Here is a 16382-nt window from a genome sequence, read left to right as displayed (position 1 = left end):
GTTCGCTGTAAACCTAAACCTACTGAGCAAACTGTTCCCTGTTCCCTGTTCCCCGTTCCCTCTTACTTAATTGTTACCTTACCGCCAGCTTCTTCAATTCGCTTTTTAGCATCCTCAGCCGCATCTTTAGCAATACCTTCTTTAACAGCTTTGGGTGCAGCTTCCACCATATCTTTTGCTTCTTTGAGACCCAAACCGGTTAATTCCCGGACAATCTTCAATACAGCAATTTTCTTATCAGCAGGTACGGACTCTAGAACTACGTCAAACTCGGTTTGTTCAACAACTTCTTCAGCCGCAGCAGCACCAGCACCAGGTGCCATCATCATCATCCCACCAACTGGAGCAGCAGCACTAACGCCAAAAGCTTCTTCAATTTGCTTAACTAATTCAGCAGCTTCTAGCAAAGACAAAGATTTCAATTGATCCAAAATTTGTTCGGTTGCAGCAGACATTGATATAACTCCTGTAATGTTTGATTTGTCAATTGTTATTAGTTATTGGTGACTATTCTTAACCATCAACCTTAAACTAATAATTTTATTCAGCAGCAGCTTCTGTACTACCACCTTCAGAAACAGCTTCCGTAGTACCACCTTGCTCTTTCTCAGCCACAGCCTGTAAAGCGCGAGCCAAAGAACCGGGAACTTCGTTGATACCAACAGCAATCTTGGTAGCCAAAGCGTTGATAGCTCCAGCAATTTGACCCATGATTTGTTCTTTTGATGGTAAGTCTCCCAGAGCCTTAACATCTGTTTCTTTTAACAGGCGACCTTCCATTACGCCACCACGAAGTTCTGTCTTCTTGGTGACTTTTTGGAAATCTTGGTAAGCCTTAATTGCCGATGAGAAATCTTCTTTGACTAGCAAAAACGCGGAAGCACCTTGCAGCAATTCCGACATTGGTTGCCACTTTTCCTCATCTTTAATGGCAATACCCATAAAGGTGTTTTTTGTCACCTTACAGACAGTGCCACAGGGACGTAGCCGCCGCCGTAAGTCTGTAATTTCGGCAACTGTCAAACCCTGATAATCAATTACCAGTGCTAAACTTGACGCATTCAAACTTTCTTTGAGATCAGCTACTATCTCTTTTTTGTTTTCTAGGGTTCTACCCATACTTATCTCACCTCCAAGGGGATCAGGATTTACAGGATTAAAGGATGAACAGGATTAATCCTGATTGCTGGCATAATTCATACCAACCGAAAACAACAAACCCCAGCCATTTACGCCGGGGTTTCACAGTAGTATCTTCAATACTGTAGTTATAAAACTTCAGTCATTTAAAGTTACAACCTCGGCAGGATATTAAGTTGTTAGCACCTGCTGTCTCCGGCTTCACCTATTTAATTTTGGTTATTGGTGTTGATATGTCAGCTATTATTAATTAGATGCGTCACCCACTTTCAAATCTCGTAGGGCGCTAACATCAAGTTTGATTGATGGACCCATGGTGGCAGAAATATAAAATGTCCGCCAATAACGACCTTTAGCACCTGAAGGGCGGTTACGGTCGATAGTCTCTTGTAACGCTTTGAGGTTAATTAACAAATCCTCTGGCGAAAAAGCTGCCTTACCAAACATAACATGGACAATACCAGTTTTATCAGCCCGGAATTCTAATTTACCAGCTTTAAATTCCGCGATCGCCCCGGCTAAATCAAACGTCACAGTTCCACCTTTGGGTGAGGGCATCAAACCACGAGGACCCAACAATTTACCCAATTTTGCTACCATGGGCATTACATCTGGTGTAGCAATTAGCTTGTCAAAGTCCATCATCCCCTTTTGAATTTCATCAATCAGTTCTTCTGAACCAGCTATATCCGCACCAGCGTTAGTTGCTTCTGTTACCTTTTCACCTCTGGCAATCACCGCCACCCGGACAATTTGCCCTGTACCTTTCGGCAGTGCTACCGTTGTCCGCAACTGTTGATCTGTATATTTGGGGTCAATTCCTAGCCGAATATGCGCTTCAGCCGCTTCAGCAAATTTAGCCGTTGCTGTCTCTTTTAACAGATTTAAAGCATCTAGGGGTAGATAATCCCTATCTTCTACCTTGGCTTGCAAACCTTGCAAGCGCCGTGATATTTTTTTGCCCATTTTTTACTCCTGGGGTGTTCTCGAAGTTTTTCACCTCTCCCCCGATAAGATTTTGGATTTTAGATTGAGTGTAATTTTTAACTCAATGTCTCAATGTTCAAAATTCAAGATTTATTGATGTCTTAATCTGTGATCGTGACACCCATATTCTTGGCCGTTCCTGCCACAATATTCATTGCTGCTTCGATGTCGTTGGCGTTGAGGTCAGGAAGTTTGGTTTGAGCAATTTCCTGTAATTGCGCTCTGGTAATGCTCCCTACTTTCTTTTTGTTGGGTTCATTAGAGCCTTTTTCAATTTTCGCTGCCTTACGAATCAGCACTGATGCCGGTGGTGTCTTGAGTACAAATGTAAAACTCCGGTCTTCATAAACCGAAATCTCTACAGGAATCACCATTCCAGCTTGGTCGGCTGTTTTGGCGTTGTACTCTTTGCAGAACATCATGATATTAACACCATGTTGACCTAATGCTGGTCCTACTGGTGGTGCTGGGTTGGCTTTGCCAGCATTCAGGGCCAATTTAATGACCGCTACTACTTTCTTCGCCATTTGGATTTAGCTCTGTTTTTCTACCTGATTAAATTCCAACTCTACTGGTGTATCTCGTCCAAAAATCGAGAGTAGAGCTTTTAGCTTACTACGTTCTGGCGAAACTTCAATTACTTCGCCTTCAAAGTCCTTAAATGGACCAGAAAGTACAAGTATTTTGTCACCGGCGGCCATGTCAATTTTGACTACAGCCTCTTGTTCAGTGGTTTGTTTGAATATCCGTTCTACTTCTGAATTACTCAGGGGTAATGGCTTAACGTGACCACGACCTCGGCCGCTACCGCGTTTCTGCTCTGCTCCCACGAAATTAATTACGTGAGAAGTGTTTCTTACCACCTGCCAGGTATCATCATTTAAGATCATCCTTACCAACACATAACCAGGAAAGACTTTTTCTTCTGTATTCAGCCGAGAACCATCTTTTCGGATTTTTACTGCTGGTGTGTGGGGAATTTCTACCTGGATGATTTTGTCAGACACATCAAAGGTTTGGATGCGCTGTTCTAAGTTTGTTTTTACACGCTTCTCACAGCCGGAGGCAACTTGCACTGCAAACCAGCGTGCTTCGTCTAACGCTGCTTCTAGTGCTTCCTCTGACTGCATCGTCGAGTTGCGTGGTTCATCTGTTGCAGAAGTCATCAGAACACCTGTTTCGCTGCCCAAGCAAACAATCCATCAACCAAATAGATCAAAGATGCGGAGAGTGTCACCATTAATAACACTGCTGCTGATTCGCTCACCAACTGCTTCCGACTAGGCCAAACCACTTTTTCAAGTTCTTCTCTGGTTCCTTGGAAGAAGTTGTTTAGGCTAAACCCATTTGTGGTTGCTGGCATTTCTGCTTCATTTTTTTTGGCCACGGTCGTTATACCCCCCGTTACTGATACAGCTACACCTTGCTAGTTTTCGTCAAGGTTTACAGTTTTTACCTTACTTAACTGGAAACAAGCAAGCCGCAAATAAAAAACAATCAGACCCGAAATAATTAGCATTAACTAGCTATTCTAGCAGATGCGTTTTCGTTTCGGGCTGTGTTTTTTTGTTTTGAGCGCGCCCTGGAGGACTTGAACCCCCGACATCAGGTTTTGGAGACCTGCGTTCTACCAACTGAACTAAGAGCGCACAAGCTGTCTTTGTTTCAGTGCTTGCGTTTAACTTTATTTAGTATAACGCAATCCGACTCTAATTGTAACTTAATTTTTTGAAAAATGCAAGTTAGCGGCAGATGCCGCTTGCAGCCTGACTTTTCGCTTTTATTTGGGAGGATTGGATCACAGGGCGCGGTCGAACCGTTGTTTGATCCGGGTGGCTTTGCCTGAGAGTCCTCGGAGGTAATAAAGTTTGGCACGGCGAACTTTACCACGACGTAATACTTTGATGTTGTCGATGCGGGGAGAATGGAGTAAAAATACTCTTTCTACGCCTACACCTTGGAAAACTCGGCGAACTGTGATGGTTTCGTTGATGCCTCCGTTACGTCTGGCGATAACTACGCCTTCGTAGGGTTGGACGCGGTATTTCTCGCCTTCTTTGATTTTTACGCCTACTCGCACTGTGTCACCGACATAAATGGCGGGTAGGTCTGATTTTAGTTGTTCCGCTTCTATGGAGCGAATAATCTCTTGAGCGTTCATTGTCTTCACTATATTTCTCAAAAAAAATCTCACAATCATCAATCATAAGGCAACAAGGCAATGGGAAACAAGGTAACGGGCAACAGGGTTTGAGAAAATTAGGATTTAGGTTGGTTAAAATGCCTGTTTCACAAGATTTTCAAGATATTTGATTTTCTTTGGTGGTAGGGCGATCGCTCAAAAAAAGTACAATATGTTATATTTAATGTTGTATATTTGGTGGCTTTTTTAGAAATCAGGTGCGTCAGAATCTTAAATTTACTAATTTTAGCCGGAATTATTCTGTCTGACGCACCCTACGGACTACTTAAATTTTTTCTTTGGTGGTAGGGCGATCGCTCACACTAAGTACAATCTGTTATATTTAATGCTGTATTTACCCGGTGGGTGTGTTGTCTCTGTGGTGGTTTAATTTACGGTATTATATTTATTAGATCAAATATACTCCGGTTTAATTATGTCGAGACTTTTGATTAGTCAATATCAAGCGGAAGTAGAAAAAATTATTCAATATGGTGGTTCACGGAAAGAAACTTCTATTCGGGTGGCTTTTCAAAATCTATTAAACGAATATTGTAAACCTAGAGATTTTTTATTAATTCCTGAGTTAGATTATCGCACTCCTTCTGGTAAGTTGGTTTATCCAGATGGAACTATTAAAGATGCTTTGCGGTTAGATTGGGGTTATTGGGAAAGTAAAGATCAATATGATAATTTAGATGAAGAAATTGAAAAGAAACTGGATAAGGGTTATCCCAATAGTAATATTTTATTTGAAGATTCCCAAACTGCGGTTTTAATTCAATCTGGACAGGAAACCCAGCGCGTCTCAATGCGCGATATTGACGCGACAGATGGGATTATTAACAGTTTTATTAATTATGTTCGTCCTGAAGTTAGAGATTTTCGGGAAGCTATAGAAATTTTTAAGGAAGATTTACCGACTATTTTAAATTCTCTCAGAGATTTGATCGATAGTCAAGGAGAAAATAACACTGCTTTTAAAACTGCGCGGGATAAGTTTTGGGGAATTTGCAAGGAATCAATTAACCCGGAAATTACTATATTTGATATTCGGGAAATGATAATTCAGCATATTTTAACGGAAGATATTTTTATCAATATTTTTAATGAGTCGCAGTTTCACACAGAAAATAATGTTGCGCGAGAGTTACAAGGGGTAATTTCTACTTTTTTTACGGGAAGCGTTAAGAAAAATACTCTGGGGACGATTGAAAGATATTATGCGGTGATTAGAAGAACTGCGGCTAATATTGTTAATCATCAAGAAAAACAGAAGTTTCTCAAGGTTTTGTATGAGAATTTTTATAAGGCTTATAATCCTAAAGCTGCGGATAGGTTGGGGATTGTTTATACTCCCAATGAAATTGTCCGGTTTATGATTGAAAGTGTGGATTTTTTAACACACAAACATTTTGGAAAGTTGTTAGCAGATAAGGATGTAGAAATTTTAGATCCTGCGACGGGAACGGGGACTTTTATTACTGAGTTGCTTGATTATTTACCAAGTCATTGTTTACAGCATAAATATAAGCATGAAATTCATTGTAATGAGTTGGCTATTTTACCTTATTACATTGCAAATTTGAATATTGAATACACCTATAAGCAAAAAATGGGTGTGTATGAGGAGTTTGAAAATATTTGTTTTGTCGATACTTTGGATAATACTTTATTTGAAGGTAAACAAATGGATTTGTTTGCTATGAGTGTGGAGAATACCGCAAGAATAAAAAGACAGAATGATCGAACGATATCGGTAATTATTGGGAATCCTCCTTATAATGCAAAGCAGGAAAATTTTAATGATAATAATGCTAATCGTTATTATCAAAATATAGATAAGTTAATTAAAGAAAGTTATATAAAATATAGTAAAGCTCAAAATAACATTGTTGTTTATGATATGTACACTCGGTTTATTAGATGGGCTTCTGATAGAATAGGTAAAAATGGAATTATTGCGTTTATTACTAATTCATCATTTATTGATGGTAGAACTTTTGATGGTTTTAGAAAAGCTGTAGCTGATGATTTTAGTTATATTTACATTATAGATTTACATGGTGATGTCAGGAAAAATCCTAAACTTTCAGGAACTACACATAATGTTTTTGGGATTCAAACTGGTGTGGCTATTATGTTTTTGGTGAAAAAGCAGAATAGTGATTTTAATAGTTGTCAAATTTTCCATGTTCGTCGTCCAGATTTTGATACAGCAAGTGAAAAATTAAGGTTTTTATCTCAAACTAAATTTAATCACATTCCCTTTGAACATATTACACCAGATAAAAATTGTAATTGGATAAATCAATCTGACAATGATTTTGAAAGTCTTTTACCTTTGGTAGATAAAGATGTAAAAGCAGGTAAAGGAGAAGAAGCTGTATTTAAGTTGTTCTCTAGAGGTGTAGCAACACAAAGAGATGAATGGGTTTATGATTTATCTAAAAATGTGCTAGAAGAAAAAGTCAAATTTTTAATTGAGGTTTATCAGCAAACATTATATCAAGAAATATCAAAAGATTCAGAGTATCGAGAAAACAATACAATCAAGTGGGATAGAGAATTAAATAAATATCTAGATAGAAGAATCAATAAAATTTTTCAACCTGAACAAATTGTTAAAAGTTCATACCGTCCTTTTTATAATCAGTATTTTTACTTCGATAAGCATTTCAATGGAATGACTTACCAATGGTTTGATATTCTGAATGGAGAGGATGCAGAAAATAAATATATAGCTTTCTCAGCTTTAGGAAATACAAAACCTTTTCATTGTTTAGGTAGTAACTCAATTATTGATTTACATTTAACAGGTGATTCTCAATGTCTCCCTCTTTACCGCTACGACAAAGAAGGAAACCGCATTGATAATATTACCGACTGGGGACTAAAACAAATTCAAATCTATTACCAAGATCCAAAGATTACCAAAATAAATATCTTTCATTATACCTACGCAGTCTTACACAATCCAGCTTATCGCAGCAAATACGAACTTAACTTAAAACGCGAATTTCCACGTTTACCATATTATGAAAACTTCCAAGAATGGGTGAACTGGGGTAAACAACTAATGGAAATTCATATTAATTACGAAACAGTCACACCTTATAAATTAACCCGTCTTGATGTTCCCTTAAAAGATAGCCAAAAAACACCAAAACCGAAACTAAAAGCCGATAAAACCAAAGGTAGCATCATTTTAGATGATGTCACCACATTAGAAGGTATTCCTAAAACAGCTTGGGAATATATGCTTGGGAATCGCTGCGCGTTAGAATGGATTTTAGATCAATATAAAGAAAAGAAACCAAAAGATCCGACTATTGCGGAAAAATTCAATAATTACCGTTTTGCAGATTACAAGGAACAGGTAATAGATTTATTAATGCGTGTCTGTACTGTCAGCGTCGAAACGATGGAAATAATCGAACAAATGATATAGCAGGAGTCAGGAGTCAGGAGTCAGGAGTAAAACCCTGTTGTGAAACTCGTTTCATCAATGGCTTACGTCAAGCTGCGCTAACAATTGATGTCCTAACCACCTTGGCGGTTGCTATAAAATCTTAATTTAAGAAGCTAGGAGTTACGCATTGACAAAAAATACCAAATATGTGTAACGGGAAAGTTACATTTATCGTAGGGGTTTAGCACTGCTAAACCCCTACCCCACGGTTAGTTTATCGGTAAAAATATAATTAGCCGCAACCTGAAACAACCTATTTTGGTGGAAGAAGCCCTGGCGACTAGAAGTCGCGGCTACACAGACAAAACCCACCTCCGTGGGTTTCAATCTCTCTAATTCTGACTCCTGACTCCTGACTCCTGACTCCTGACTCCTTATGTATCATCTTTTAACCAGTGACCAAAATCGGTGGTAAAACGATCGCTCAAAATTGATTCCCGAATTTTTTGGGTAAAACGAATTAGTTCGGTGATGTTATGAATACTGAGTAAAGTATAAGCTAAAATTTCTTGCGATCGCACTAAATGAGATATATAAGCCCGACTAAAATTTTCACAAGCATAACAAGGGCAAGTTTCATCTAAAGGTGTAAAATCTTCACGAAACTTTGCATTCTTGAGATTCCAACGTTCACCACTAACGATCGCTGTTCCATGTCGCGCCCATCTGGTGGGAATCACACAATCAAATAAGTCTACCCCAGAAGCGATCGCGATCGCCATTTCTCGATAAGTTCCCACACCCATCAAATAACGGGGTTTATTAATTGGTAACAACGGGGCGGTAGTTTGGACAATTTGCGCCATTAATTCCACCGGTTCACCCACACTCACCCCACCAATGGCGTATCCCGGCATATCTAACTTAGCTAAATCCTCCGCAGCACGGGCGCGTAAATCCAAGTATACCCCCCCCTGCACAATGGGAAACAAAGCCTGATCACTGCGTTGATGGGCGGTTATACAGCGTTCTAACCAACGGTAAGTCCGGTCTGTTGCAGCTTCAACCTCTTGACGAGTAGCTGGATAGGGGGGACATTCATCAAAGGCCATGATCACATCCGCCCCTAAAATATTTTGAATTTCTATGGAGCGTTCTGGGGTAATTTTGATCATTTGTCCGTCACGGGGAGAGCGAAAAGTTACACCTTCTTCTGTAATTTTCCGCATTTCGCTCAAACTAAAAACCTGAAATCCCCCGGAATCTGTGAGCATGGGACCCTTCCAGCCCATGAATTTGTGTAATCCTCCACCGCCAGCAACAATTCCTTCCCCCGGTTGGAGATGTAAATGATAAGTATTAGATAAGACCATTTGCGCCCCAGTGTCCAGGAGTTGGGCAGGGGTAATGGTTTTAACATTAGCGAGAGTTCCCACTGGCATAAATCGGGGAGTTTCGACAATTCCGTGGGGAGTGTAAAAAACTCCGGCTCTGGCTTTGGTTTGGCTACAGGTAGCTAGAGATTCAAAGGAAAAATTGGCGCTCAAGGAAAAATAATGCTATTTCGCTAGATTCATCCACCAACTTAACATTTTTTGTTGTTAAAGAATTTAGGACTTAGGCAAAATCTCTCTCAAACCTCCTTCCTCTGTGTCGCGCCTGTAGAGACGTTCCATGGAACGTCTCTACAACGGGGGGAACTGGCTTCTCTGCGTCTTCTGCGGTTAGATATTCCATAACTCGTGCATAAGTCCTGGAATTGATTAAATTGTTGTTTGTGTCCTTGAGAGGTTGAGAGTCCAACAGGGTTAAACCCTGCTATACAGTAACCTGTAGATGGGGTATATTGTTTTTCAGTTAGAAACAATCAGAACAGTCGTCATCTAGTTCTGCATCCCATCTGGCTGAAAGGACTTGATCCATCATCGCCTCAATAGCGGTGGCGTTCAAATGGCGATCGCGTCGTTCTTGTAATGGTGTTGAGAGTGGAATCAAACGCAAACACATCTCCTCTTGAATCAAGTCAAAGTAAGTTTCTCTTTGTGGGGATTGTTTTAGTTCCAGGTAATCAAAACTATCCAGATTTAGGTAAAGGGAGTTGTTAGTAACTAAGGTAGACCTTTGTGGATGGGAAAATACCTCCATCACATCACCTTCACCTTCGCTGAGTAGTTTGTCATTTTGGATATAAATGTAGTGAACTCGACCTAAATCAGTCAGTAATCGCTTGATGTCAATTTTGTTGACAATGATGCCAGTATTAACAATACACGGAGCCGGTATCCTGGTGTCGGGTAGATGTTGACTCATAGGGGAATAAAGATGTGGTGAGGGTGAGTGAACACAGAGCTAAATAGTCAGTTGCCTAGCTTGTTAACTCCCTACATTTCAAAAATATCAAGTTTTTGGAGCGGTGGTCTAATAAGTGGCACCAATTTATTATTCTTAAATAAACTGGTGGTTTCTCAAGAGTTATTAACATACTTGTATTAACTAATGCTTAAACACGCTGGCTAATTAACTTAACATCAATTATGGCTAAAATATTGCGGTGGTGCCAACAGCAATTCTTACAAATAGGTGCATCTGTAATATTTTACACTGCTATTCCCCTACCATATATTAAAAATTTAGAGTTTGAGATGGTAGCCTATTTTGCGCCGGTGGTGGGGTTGATGATAGGGGGAATTTTAGGTTTAGGGGATTTGGGGTTAAATTATTTAGGGATACCAATTTTAACGCGCAGTGCTTTGGTGGTGGGTGGTTGGATTGGGGTGACGGGGGGGTTACATTTAGATGGAGCGATGGATACTGCTGATGGTTTAGCAGTGGGTGATCCTGAAAGAAGATTGCAGGTAATGGTGGATAGTGCGACGGGTGCCTTTGGAGCGATGGCAGCGATCGCTATCTTACTATTAAAAACGGCGGCGTTGAGTGATTTGTCAGAAAACCGTTATTTGGTGTTGATGGCGGTTTGTGGGTGGGGGAGATGGGGACAACAGATAGCGATCGCTTTTTATCCTTATTTAAAACCTACAGGTAAAGGTGCATTTCATAAACAAGCGATTCGTTCTGGTTGGGATGTGTTACCGAGTTTATTTTTGTTGCTTGGGTTCAGTGGTGTAATTTGGTTAATCAATCAGCAGTTAGTTTTGGCTGTGGGGTTGGTAATTGGGGGAAGTATAATTTCTACCTTCACCGCAGCTTGGTTCAATCACAAATTAGGTGGACACACAGGAGACACCTATGGCGCTGTGGTGGAATGGACAGAGGCTTTATTTTTGTGCTTAATCACCAGTTTTTAGTGAAATAACCAGCGATATTACTAAATTTAAGAAAGCCAAACTTCAGGAACATCTACTTCTTCCACTAAGAAATCTGGATATACCCATATATGAGAAGCATTGTAAAGATCGCTAAGAATAGGCTTCAATGCACCAGACTTATCCCAGGGTTGAAGATCGGAGTCTAGTTCGCAAAAACCGACCCATGAATATCCTTGTTCTTGCAAATCCTCAGCCCTGACAAGGATTGCTGCTAATACAGCCATATCATAAGGTTTCAGGGAAGTATCCATTGCACCAATAGACACCTGCCGTTCCAACATTGACTCTGAAAGCGAAAAGACGTTCAAATTTGGATGGTTGGCTAATTCAATCAATCGTTCTCGAACTTTCGTTAGTTCATTAGTAACTAATCCATCAAATTTGTCGAATACCCGGAATGCAGTATTCGCATCTCCCATCGTTAGTCTACCTTCTTCCTTTGCCCATCTAACAAATTTACGCAAGTTTTCAACGTCAGATCGTCCAGTAAATCGTCGGGGGATGGTTTCACGCGCTTCTGTTAGGCAGATAGCAGGTAGATGTAACTCAAACTCTCCAGTCTTCGCAAGTTCAAGTAATTTACCGGCTTGTGGACTTTGTAAATGTGCTGGGGCAACAATATCTACTACCCAGTTTGTTTCAACAAGAACTGCTTGAGGCTTCATTTTGCAACTTTACTCCACCTGGGTCCAGCAGCCCTAACTTCACCGAGTCGTAAAAGATTGATAATCCTTCCACTGAACAAAGCTTTTAAATCATCTGGTAAATTGTCTAAACTCGTAGTATATTTTAATTTCTCAAGCCATAGCTGAACTCGTGATTCAAACTCAAGGTAAGGGTTTCCTTTCCATTGTTGATCAGCAGGTGGTAACAAGAAATCTGGAAGATTAGCTTCACCAACCACGTGAACTGATGAATCATTAGACTCCTCAAAAGTGTCTCGGAGCAGAATAACACGCTCTCCTGCTACAAGTAAACCAAGGGAGCAGCCAAATTGAACCATCAGACTTCTAAGCTGATGAATGCTACTATTATGGTTGATACTGACATCATGGAGTTTTACTTCAATAATCATCAAATATTCTCCATCTGGACTGGTGACGATAATATCTGGATGTGATGTTTTCATATAAATGATGATATCAGATATGCTTATTTTATCTGGTAAAGACGGAGAGCGATCGCTATCGGGAACATAATATACAAAATACCCTCAAAATTCCTCATCCTGTACATCTTTAAATCCTGGCAATCCTGATTCAGACATTTTTCATTTACGAATCCGACTCCGCCATTTTAAAGTTTGTTGTGCAGAACGTCCTTTTAAAGAACGAGTTGCGATAATTTCAATATCAACGTTAACACCAGATTTCAAAAATTCACTAGGGATTTTTAGTTTACCTAAAGCTAGGGTAAAACGGTTATAGTCACGATTTACTAAGTCGTTGGGAACGTCTCCAGAAAATACTGTTTGATAGTTAGAAGAACCAGAAAAATCATCCTGTACTCGATACTTTACCTGAAATTGAGTATTGATCACATCTGATTTTGTAGCTAAATCAACTATTTTAAAATTCAAATCTTTTCCTGTGTCAGCGAAATCTGCTACTGCTAACCTTGTTACATCTTGTTTGAGAATGGCATTATTGACAGTAAACTCCGTTAATTTCCCCTGATTTTTACTATTACCATCAATCCAGATATCTTCAGGAAAGGCAACTTCTACCTGTTCGCTATCGTTTAAAGTGAGTGTTACAGTTTGATTAGAAAAAAGAGTGCGATAGCTCTTTTCTTGCCATACTAGCTTAAAATCTCCTTGGAGGCGTTTCTCAAACTCCTGATATTGATCTGCAATCACAGAACCAACACCCAGCAGAGAAAGCGCACCTTGACGAAGTTGCCATTTATTTTTGGATAAATTGACCTGTTTACTGTCCAATTCAGAAATGGCTATTTTCAAACTTGGTTTATCATCTGCTAAAGTCTGTTTACTATTAACTATACTCAAAACCCCTAAATTTCCTGGCTTTCCATCCCTACCATCTCTCCCATCACGTCCATCTCTGCCGTCATAGCATCTATAAACTTTATTAACACATCGGCGGTTAGAATTACCAGATTTTCCATCACAGTTTCTGACTTCCCAATTTCGACGACGACATCTACAACCCACCGTACCTCTACCACCACGGCCACCGCGTCCACCATCTCCCCCAGCAGCACGAACGGAAATTTTCTGCAAATCTGCTAAATTGGTGTAATAAACTCTCAGAGAGCCACCATTACCGCCATTTCCACCATTTCCCCCATCTCCACCAATGCCACCATCTCGCTCATTGATGTCGTAGTTAACTCTATCAGATTGATAGCGGCAGCGAGGACGTAAACCATCTTCTCCATTTTCACCGTCTTCTCCCTCCTCACCGGATAAGTCAAGATTTACGGGTAAAGCATCGGTATTAATAGTCCTGTCTTTACCACTGCGACCATCCCGACCGGCTACCCCGTTGCGGCTTATATCGTCATTTCTGGCTATTTTTGAGGATTTTTCGGCGGCATCTGCTGGACACACAACCACACCGGAAGCAGGTAAAAGGTTTGTCAATAAACAGAAGGTCAGCAGAAACGGCATTTCCCGAATAAAACGTTTGTGCATTAAGTTATACTTGAGTTTTGAGTTAATTAAACGCTGACACCTTTTTGTGATTGTAACCTGTGGTATGGGTGAAAAGAACTATTACTTTTTTTTGAAAATACCTAGACAACAGAAAGCAATTACAATATGATGAAAAAATAAGCCTAATTTTTGGCGGTGCAAAACTCGGTCAATTCCCCGCAAGGGGATTGAAACACCGCTCCTATTCCGATAGGTGCAGCCTTATCATTAGTTTAGACAAAAAAACTTCCCCGCAAGGGGATTGTAAAGATAGTAAACTGATACCATTTCTTGATGAGGCTGCGCCGAATTTCCTAACCTTGTCTTTTCTTTCTCTGTGTCCTCTGTGTCTCTGTGGTTCGTTTCTCTTGAAATTGAGCGCATCTTTATACAGAATTGGTATGAGTATATTTAAACCACACCCTGAACTAATCTATTTCTTCCTTTGCTTCTTTGCGACTTTGCGCGAAACAAAATCAAAAAGTAATTCAATTACCTGAAAATAAACACAAAAAAAGTGGTTTTGCATATAACAAAACCACCAAAAAAGTCATAAAATTAACTTAACTTAACGAACTGCACCCTGAGCAGAAACCGCGTCAATGGGTTTCATTAGATACAGTTTTACAAATTGCCAACCATTCGCAACATAAAGAGGCAGTTTTTGGAATAATTGGACGAACTTGGGAGTTTTAGAACTAGCGATCGCACTCAATTTTTCGTTATTCTGAATGCAATAATCCAAACGTTGGTAAAACTCTGGATTTTCCACATCTAACATCACCGGGAAAACCCTACCTGCGGTTTCGTTAGTCTTCTTAATTACATGAATGTCATACTCCCGTGCATCCAAACCCAAAGACGCATAAAAGTCCTTGCGTTGAATGTCATTGAGATACATCGTTACAAACACCGATAACAGGAAGAACCGACTCCACAGTTTAGCTTTCCAATCATTCAGCATTTGGGGCTGGGCTTGCATGATCGCATCAAAGAAATCACCGTGGCGATTTTCATCTTGACACCAATTTTCAAAAAACCGGAAAATTGGATAAATCCGGTCTTCTGGATGAGCTTCTAAATGACGATAAATGGTGATATAGCGCCAATAACCAATCTTTTCAGAAAGATATGTGGCGTAGAAGATAAATTTGGGTTTAAAGAAGGTATAACTACGGCTCTTGGTCAAAAACCCTAAATCTAGAGATAGATTAAAGTCCGACATCGCTTTATTCAAAAAGCCAGCATGACGCGCTTCATCCCGTGACATGAGGTTAAAGCATTCAGCCAATAGAGGGCTTTTATCCTTCAAACGACGGCCGAGTTCTTTATACAACAAGAAGCCAGAAAATTCTGCTGTACAGGAACGTTCGAGAAATTCCACGAATAATTGGCGAGTTTCCCCGTCAATGTGATCCCAGGATTGCTCAAACTCAGCATCTCTAACGAAGTGATGACGGTTGTAGTCAACGCGGAACTCTTCTAGAATGGCTTTTAACTCATCTTCGTTAACGGAGATGTCCATCCGCGCCATTTCATCAAAATCAGTTGTATAAAACCGTGGTGTTAACAGGGTTTCTTTTGCTGGAACTTTAACACCAGGACGCAGTTCTTCAAAGCCTGGTTTGTTGGGAGATTGTACCATAATTGCGATCGCTCTTTTGTCTTTCTTAATTTTGGTGACACCAAAAAGCCCAAGTTTATGGTCTCATAAGGTGTGAATGACCACAATAATTGCATTTGTATAGAACATAGTTTACCAAGGTCTAAGCGAGAAAATCGTCAATAAAACGTTAAGAGTTGCAACAAAACTCCAGTTTAGGAAAATAAAAAATCAAATAGCATTGCTAAATGAGTGTTTTAGACGATGTTTGTGGTTGGAAATATTTTATTCTATACTAGAAAGAGTAAAACTGAATTTAGATTAAAATGTCCCTTGGTGTTGCAATCGATCCAATCCCTCTGTTAGTTGACGCTGACGGTGTTGCTCGTATTGGTAAAACTCGTATAACATTAGATACAGTTGTTACAGCTTTTTTAGAAGGTGCTACGGCAGAAGAAATTGTTGAACAGTATCCCTCTCTCCAGCTTGCAGACTTATATTCAGTTATTGGGTACTACCTTCGACATCAGGTTGAAGTAGATAATTATTTGAAAGTTCGACAAGAGCGTGGGATTCAAGTTCGTCAAGAGAATGAACGCCGTTTTAATCCTATCGGAATACGAGAGCGTCTCCTAGCAAGACAAACTCAAGTTGATTGCAGACGCAAGTTTTGATGGTGAATGGGAAGGACAGGTACGTTATCTGCCTCTTAGATGAACTGTTTAGAGGAATTTGATGAGCAAGATTAATTATGATGCCATGTCCGATGCTGAACTAAAACAGTATTTTCTCCACCATCGTGGAGATCACGCTGCTTTTCAAGCATATTTAAACAAACTTAATCAACGTCCCCGTAGAATTATTGCCAGTTTGAGTGATCCTGATTTTGATCAAAAAGTTCAAGCAGCAATTCGCCAAAAGCTAGAAGCTGCAAGGAAAAATATCAGCTAAAGTTTTAAAAGCCCTGGCGACTAGAAGTCGCGGCTATACAGGCAAAGTCCGCCTGCGCGGACTAAGACAAAATTGAGAATTTGAAACCCACGGAGGTGGGTTTTGTCTGTGTAGATGTGGTTTCT

17 protein-coding genes, 1 tRNA gene and 1 other annotated feature are annotated in these 16382 nt (G+C 40.0%); of the genes, 4 read left to right on the top strand and 14 right to left on the bottom strand.

Annotated elements, in window-relative coordinates; genetic code table 11:
- Nucleotides 1-62 precede the first annotated feature (62 nt).
- From rplL to rplS, 8 genes are all read right to left on the bottom strand, one after another.
- Nucleotides 63-455, bottom strand: coding sequence for a 50S ribosomal protein L7/L12 (gene rplL, locus VB711_RS07320; protein WP_323285165.1), 393 nt, complete (start codon nt 453-455; stop codon nt 63-65).
- An 85-nt stretch (nt 456-540) separates the two neighbouring features.
- Nucleotides 541-1119: a 50S ribosomal protein L10 gene (gene rplJ, locus VB711_RS07315; RefSeq protein WP_323285164.1), complete on the bottom strand. Its 579-nt coding sequence runs from the start codon at nt 1117-1119 to the stop codon at nt 541-543.
- Between the two features lie 85 nt (nt 1120-1204).
- Nucleotides 1205-1357: a sequence feature (ribosomal protein L10 leader region), on the bottom strand.
- A gap of 29 nt (nt 1358-1386) precedes the next feature.
- Nucleotides 1387-2106, bottom strand: coding sequence for a 50S ribosomal protein L1 (rplA, locus tag VB711_RS07310; protein ID WP_323285163.1), 720 nt, complete (start codon nt 2104-2106; stop codon nt 1387-1389).
- 122 nt (nt 2107-2228) lie between these two features.
- On the bottom strand, nt 2229-2654 hold the full coding sequence (gene rplK, locus VB711_RS07305) for a 50S ribosomal protein L11 (RefSeq protein ID WP_323285161.1): 426 nt from the start codon (nt 2652-2654) through the stop codon (nt 2229-2231).
- Between the two features lie 6 nt (nt 2655-2660).
- A complete protein-coding gene (nusG, locus tag VB711_RS07300) occupies nt 2661-3293 on the bottom strand; it encodes a transcription termination/antitermination protein NusG (RefSeq protein ID WP_323285160.1) in 633 nt (210 codons plus the stop codon).
- Nucleotides 3293-3514 carry a preprotein translocase subunit SecE gene (gene secE, locus VB711_RS07295; RefSeq protein WP_323285159.1) on the bottom strand — a complete coding sequence of 74 codons (222 nt, stop codon included), beginning with the start codon at nt 3512-3514 and terminating at the stop codon, nt 3293-3295. The genes nusG and secE overlap by 1 nt, the downstream gene beginning before the upstream one ends.
- Nucleotides 3515-3703: 189 nt before the next feature.
- Nucleotides 3704-3776: transfer RNA gene (locus VB711_RS07290), tRNA-Trp, on the bottom strand.
- 149 nt (nt 3777-3925) lie between these two features.
- Nucleotides 3926-4288, bottom strand: a complete 363-nt coding sequence (rplS, locus tag VB711_RS07285; protein WP_323285158.1) for a 50S ribosomal protein L19 — start codon at nt 4286-4288, stop codon at nt 3926-3928.
- Nucleotides 4289-4745: 457 nt separating this feature from the next.
- Between rplS and VB711_RS07280 the strand changes: the two genes are divergently transcribed.
- A complete protein-coding gene (locus VB711_RS07280) occupies nt 4746-7760 on the top strand; it encodes a type ISP restriction/modification enzyme (RefSeq protein ID WP_323285157.1) in 3015 nt (1004 codons plus the stop codon).
- A 395-nt stretch (nt 7761-8155) separates the two neighbouring features.
- Here the strand turns inward: VB711_RS07280 and tgt are convergent, their stop codons facing one another.
- Entirely contained in the window at nt 8156-9268 is a 1113-nt protein-coding gene (gene tgt / locus VB711_RS07275) for a tRNA guanosine(34) transglycosylase Tgt (RefSeq protein ID WP_323285156.1), read from the bottom strand.
- Nucleotides 9269-9578: 310 nt separating this feature from the next.
- A complete protein-coding gene (locus VB711_RS07270; RefSeq protein WP_323285155.1) occupies nt 9579-10031 on the bottom strand; it encodes a hypothetical protein in 453 nt (150 codons plus the stop codon).
- A gap of 224 nt (nt 10032-10255) precedes the next feature.
- Here VB711_RS07270 and cobS point away from each other — a divergent pair, with 224 nt between their 5' ends.
- Entirely contained in the window at nt 10256-11026 is a 771-nt protein-coding gene (cobS, locus tag VB711_RS07265) for an adenosylcobinamide-GDP ribazoletransferase (protein WP_323285154.1), read from the top strand.
- A 26-nt stretch (nt 11027-11052) separates the two neighbouring features.
- Here cobS and VB711_RS07260 read toward each other — a convergent pair whose 3' ends face one another.
- The 4 genes from VB711_RS07260 to acsF form a co-directional block, all read right to left on the bottom strand.
- Nucleotides 11053-11712, bottom strand: coding sequence for a hypothetical protein (locus VB711_RS07260; RefSeq protein ID WP_323285153.1), 660 nt, complete (start codon nt 11710-11712; stop codon nt 11053-11055).
- Nucleotides 11709-12176, bottom strand: coding sequence for a hypothetical protein (locus VB711_RS07255; protein ID WP_323285152.1), 468 nt, complete (start codon nt 12174-12176; stop codon nt 11709-11711). Before VB711_RS07255 ends, VB711_RS07260 begins: the two co-directional genes overlap by 4 nt.
- A 141-nt stretch (nt 12177-12317) precedes the next feature.
- Entirely contained in the window at nt 12318-13703 is a 1386-nt protein-coding gene (locus VB711_RS07250) for a collagen-like protein (RefSeq protein WP_323285151.1), read from the bottom strand.
- Nucleotides 13704-14271: 568 nt separating this feature from the next.
- Nucleotides 14272-15348, bottom strand: coding sequence for a magnesium-protoporphyrin IX monomethyl ester (oxidative) cyclase (gene acsF / locus VB711_RS07245; RefSeq protein WP_323285150.1), 1077 nt, complete (start codon nt 15346-15348; stop codon nt 14272-14274).
- Nucleotides 15349-15632: 284 nt separating this feature from the next.
- Here acsF and VB711_RS07240 point away from each other — a divergent pair, with 284 nt between their 5' ends.
- Nucleotides 15633-15980 carry a DUF433 domain-containing protein gene (locus VB711_RS07240; RefSeq protein WP_323285149.1) on the top strand — a complete coding sequence of 116 codons (348 nt, stop codon included), beginning with the start codon at nt 15633-15635 and terminating at the stop codon, nt 15978-15980.
- 61 nt (nt 15981-16041) lie between these two features.
- Entirely contained in the window at nt 16042-16257 is a 216-nt protein-coding gene (locus tag VB711_RS07235) for a DUF6887 family protein (protein ID WP_323285148.1), read from the top strand.
- Nucleotides 16258-16382: the final 125 nt, after the last annotated feature.

It is taken from the genome of Cronbergia sp. UHCC 0137 (assembly GCF_034932285.1).
Classification (GTDB): Bacteria; Cyanobacteriota; Cyanobacteriia; order Cyanobacteriales; family Nostocaceae; genus Cronbergia.
Note: the sequence above shows the minus strand (reverse complement) of the source record. Positions and strands in the feature narration are given on the sequence as shown.

Coding starts and splice junctions, on each gene's coding strand:
- rplJ (WP_323285164.1), bottom strand. CDS start 1,119: ATGGGTAGAACCCTAGAAAACAAAAAAGAGATAGTAGCTGATCTCAAA.
- acsF (WP_323285150.1), bottom strand. CDS start 15,348: ATGGTACAATCTCCCAACAAACCAGGCTTTGAAGAACTGCGTCCTGGT.
- rplL (WP_323285165.1), bottom strand. CDS start 455: ATGTCTGCTGCAACCGAACAAATTTTGGATCAATTGAAATCTTTGTCT.
- rplK (WP_323285161.1), bottom strand. CDS start 2,654: ATGGCGAAGAAAGTAGTAGCGGTCATTAAATTGGCCCTGAATGCTGGC.
- VB711_RS07280 (WP_323285157.1), top strand. CDS start 4,746: ATGTCGAGACTTTTGATTAGTCAATATCAAGCGGAAGTAGAAAAAATT.
- VB711_RS07270 (WP_323285155.1), bottom strand. CDS start 10,031: ATGAGTCAACATCTACCCGACACCAGGATACCGGCTCCGTGTATTGTT.
- VB711_RS07260 (WP_323285153.1), bottom strand. CDS start 11,712: ATGAAGCCTCAAGCAGTTCTTGTTGAAACAAACTGGGTAGTAGATATT.
- VB711_RS07235 (WP_323285148.1), top strand. CDS start 16,042: ATGAGCAAGATTAATTATGATGCCATGTCCGATGCTGAACTAAAACAG.
- nusG (WP_323285160.1), bottom strand. CDS start 3,293: ATGACTTCTGCAACAGATGAACCACGCAACTCGACGATGCAGTCAGAG.
- VB711_RS07240 (WP_323285149.1), top strand. CDS start 15,633: ATGTCCCTTGGTGTTGCAATCGATCCAATCCCTCTGTTAGTTGACGCT.
- VB711_RS07250 (WP_323285151.1), bottom strand. CDS start 13,703: ATGCACAAACGTTTTATTCGGGAAATGCCGTTTCTGCTGACCTTCTGT.
- rplA (WP_323285163.1), bottom strand. CDS start 2,106: ATGGGCAAAAAAATATCACGGCGCTTGCAAGGTTTGCAAGCCAAGGTA.
- cobS (WP_323285154.1), top strand. CDS start 10,256: ATGGCTAAAATATTGCGGTGGTGCCAACAGCAATTCTTACAAATAGGT.
- VB711_RS07255 (WP_323285152.1), bottom strand. CDS start 12,176: ATGAAAACATCACATCCAGATATTATCGTCACCAGTCCAGATGGAGAA.
- rplS (WP_323285158.1), bottom strand. CDS start 4,288: ATGAACGCTCAAGAGATTATTCGCTCCATAGAAGCGGAACAACTAAAA.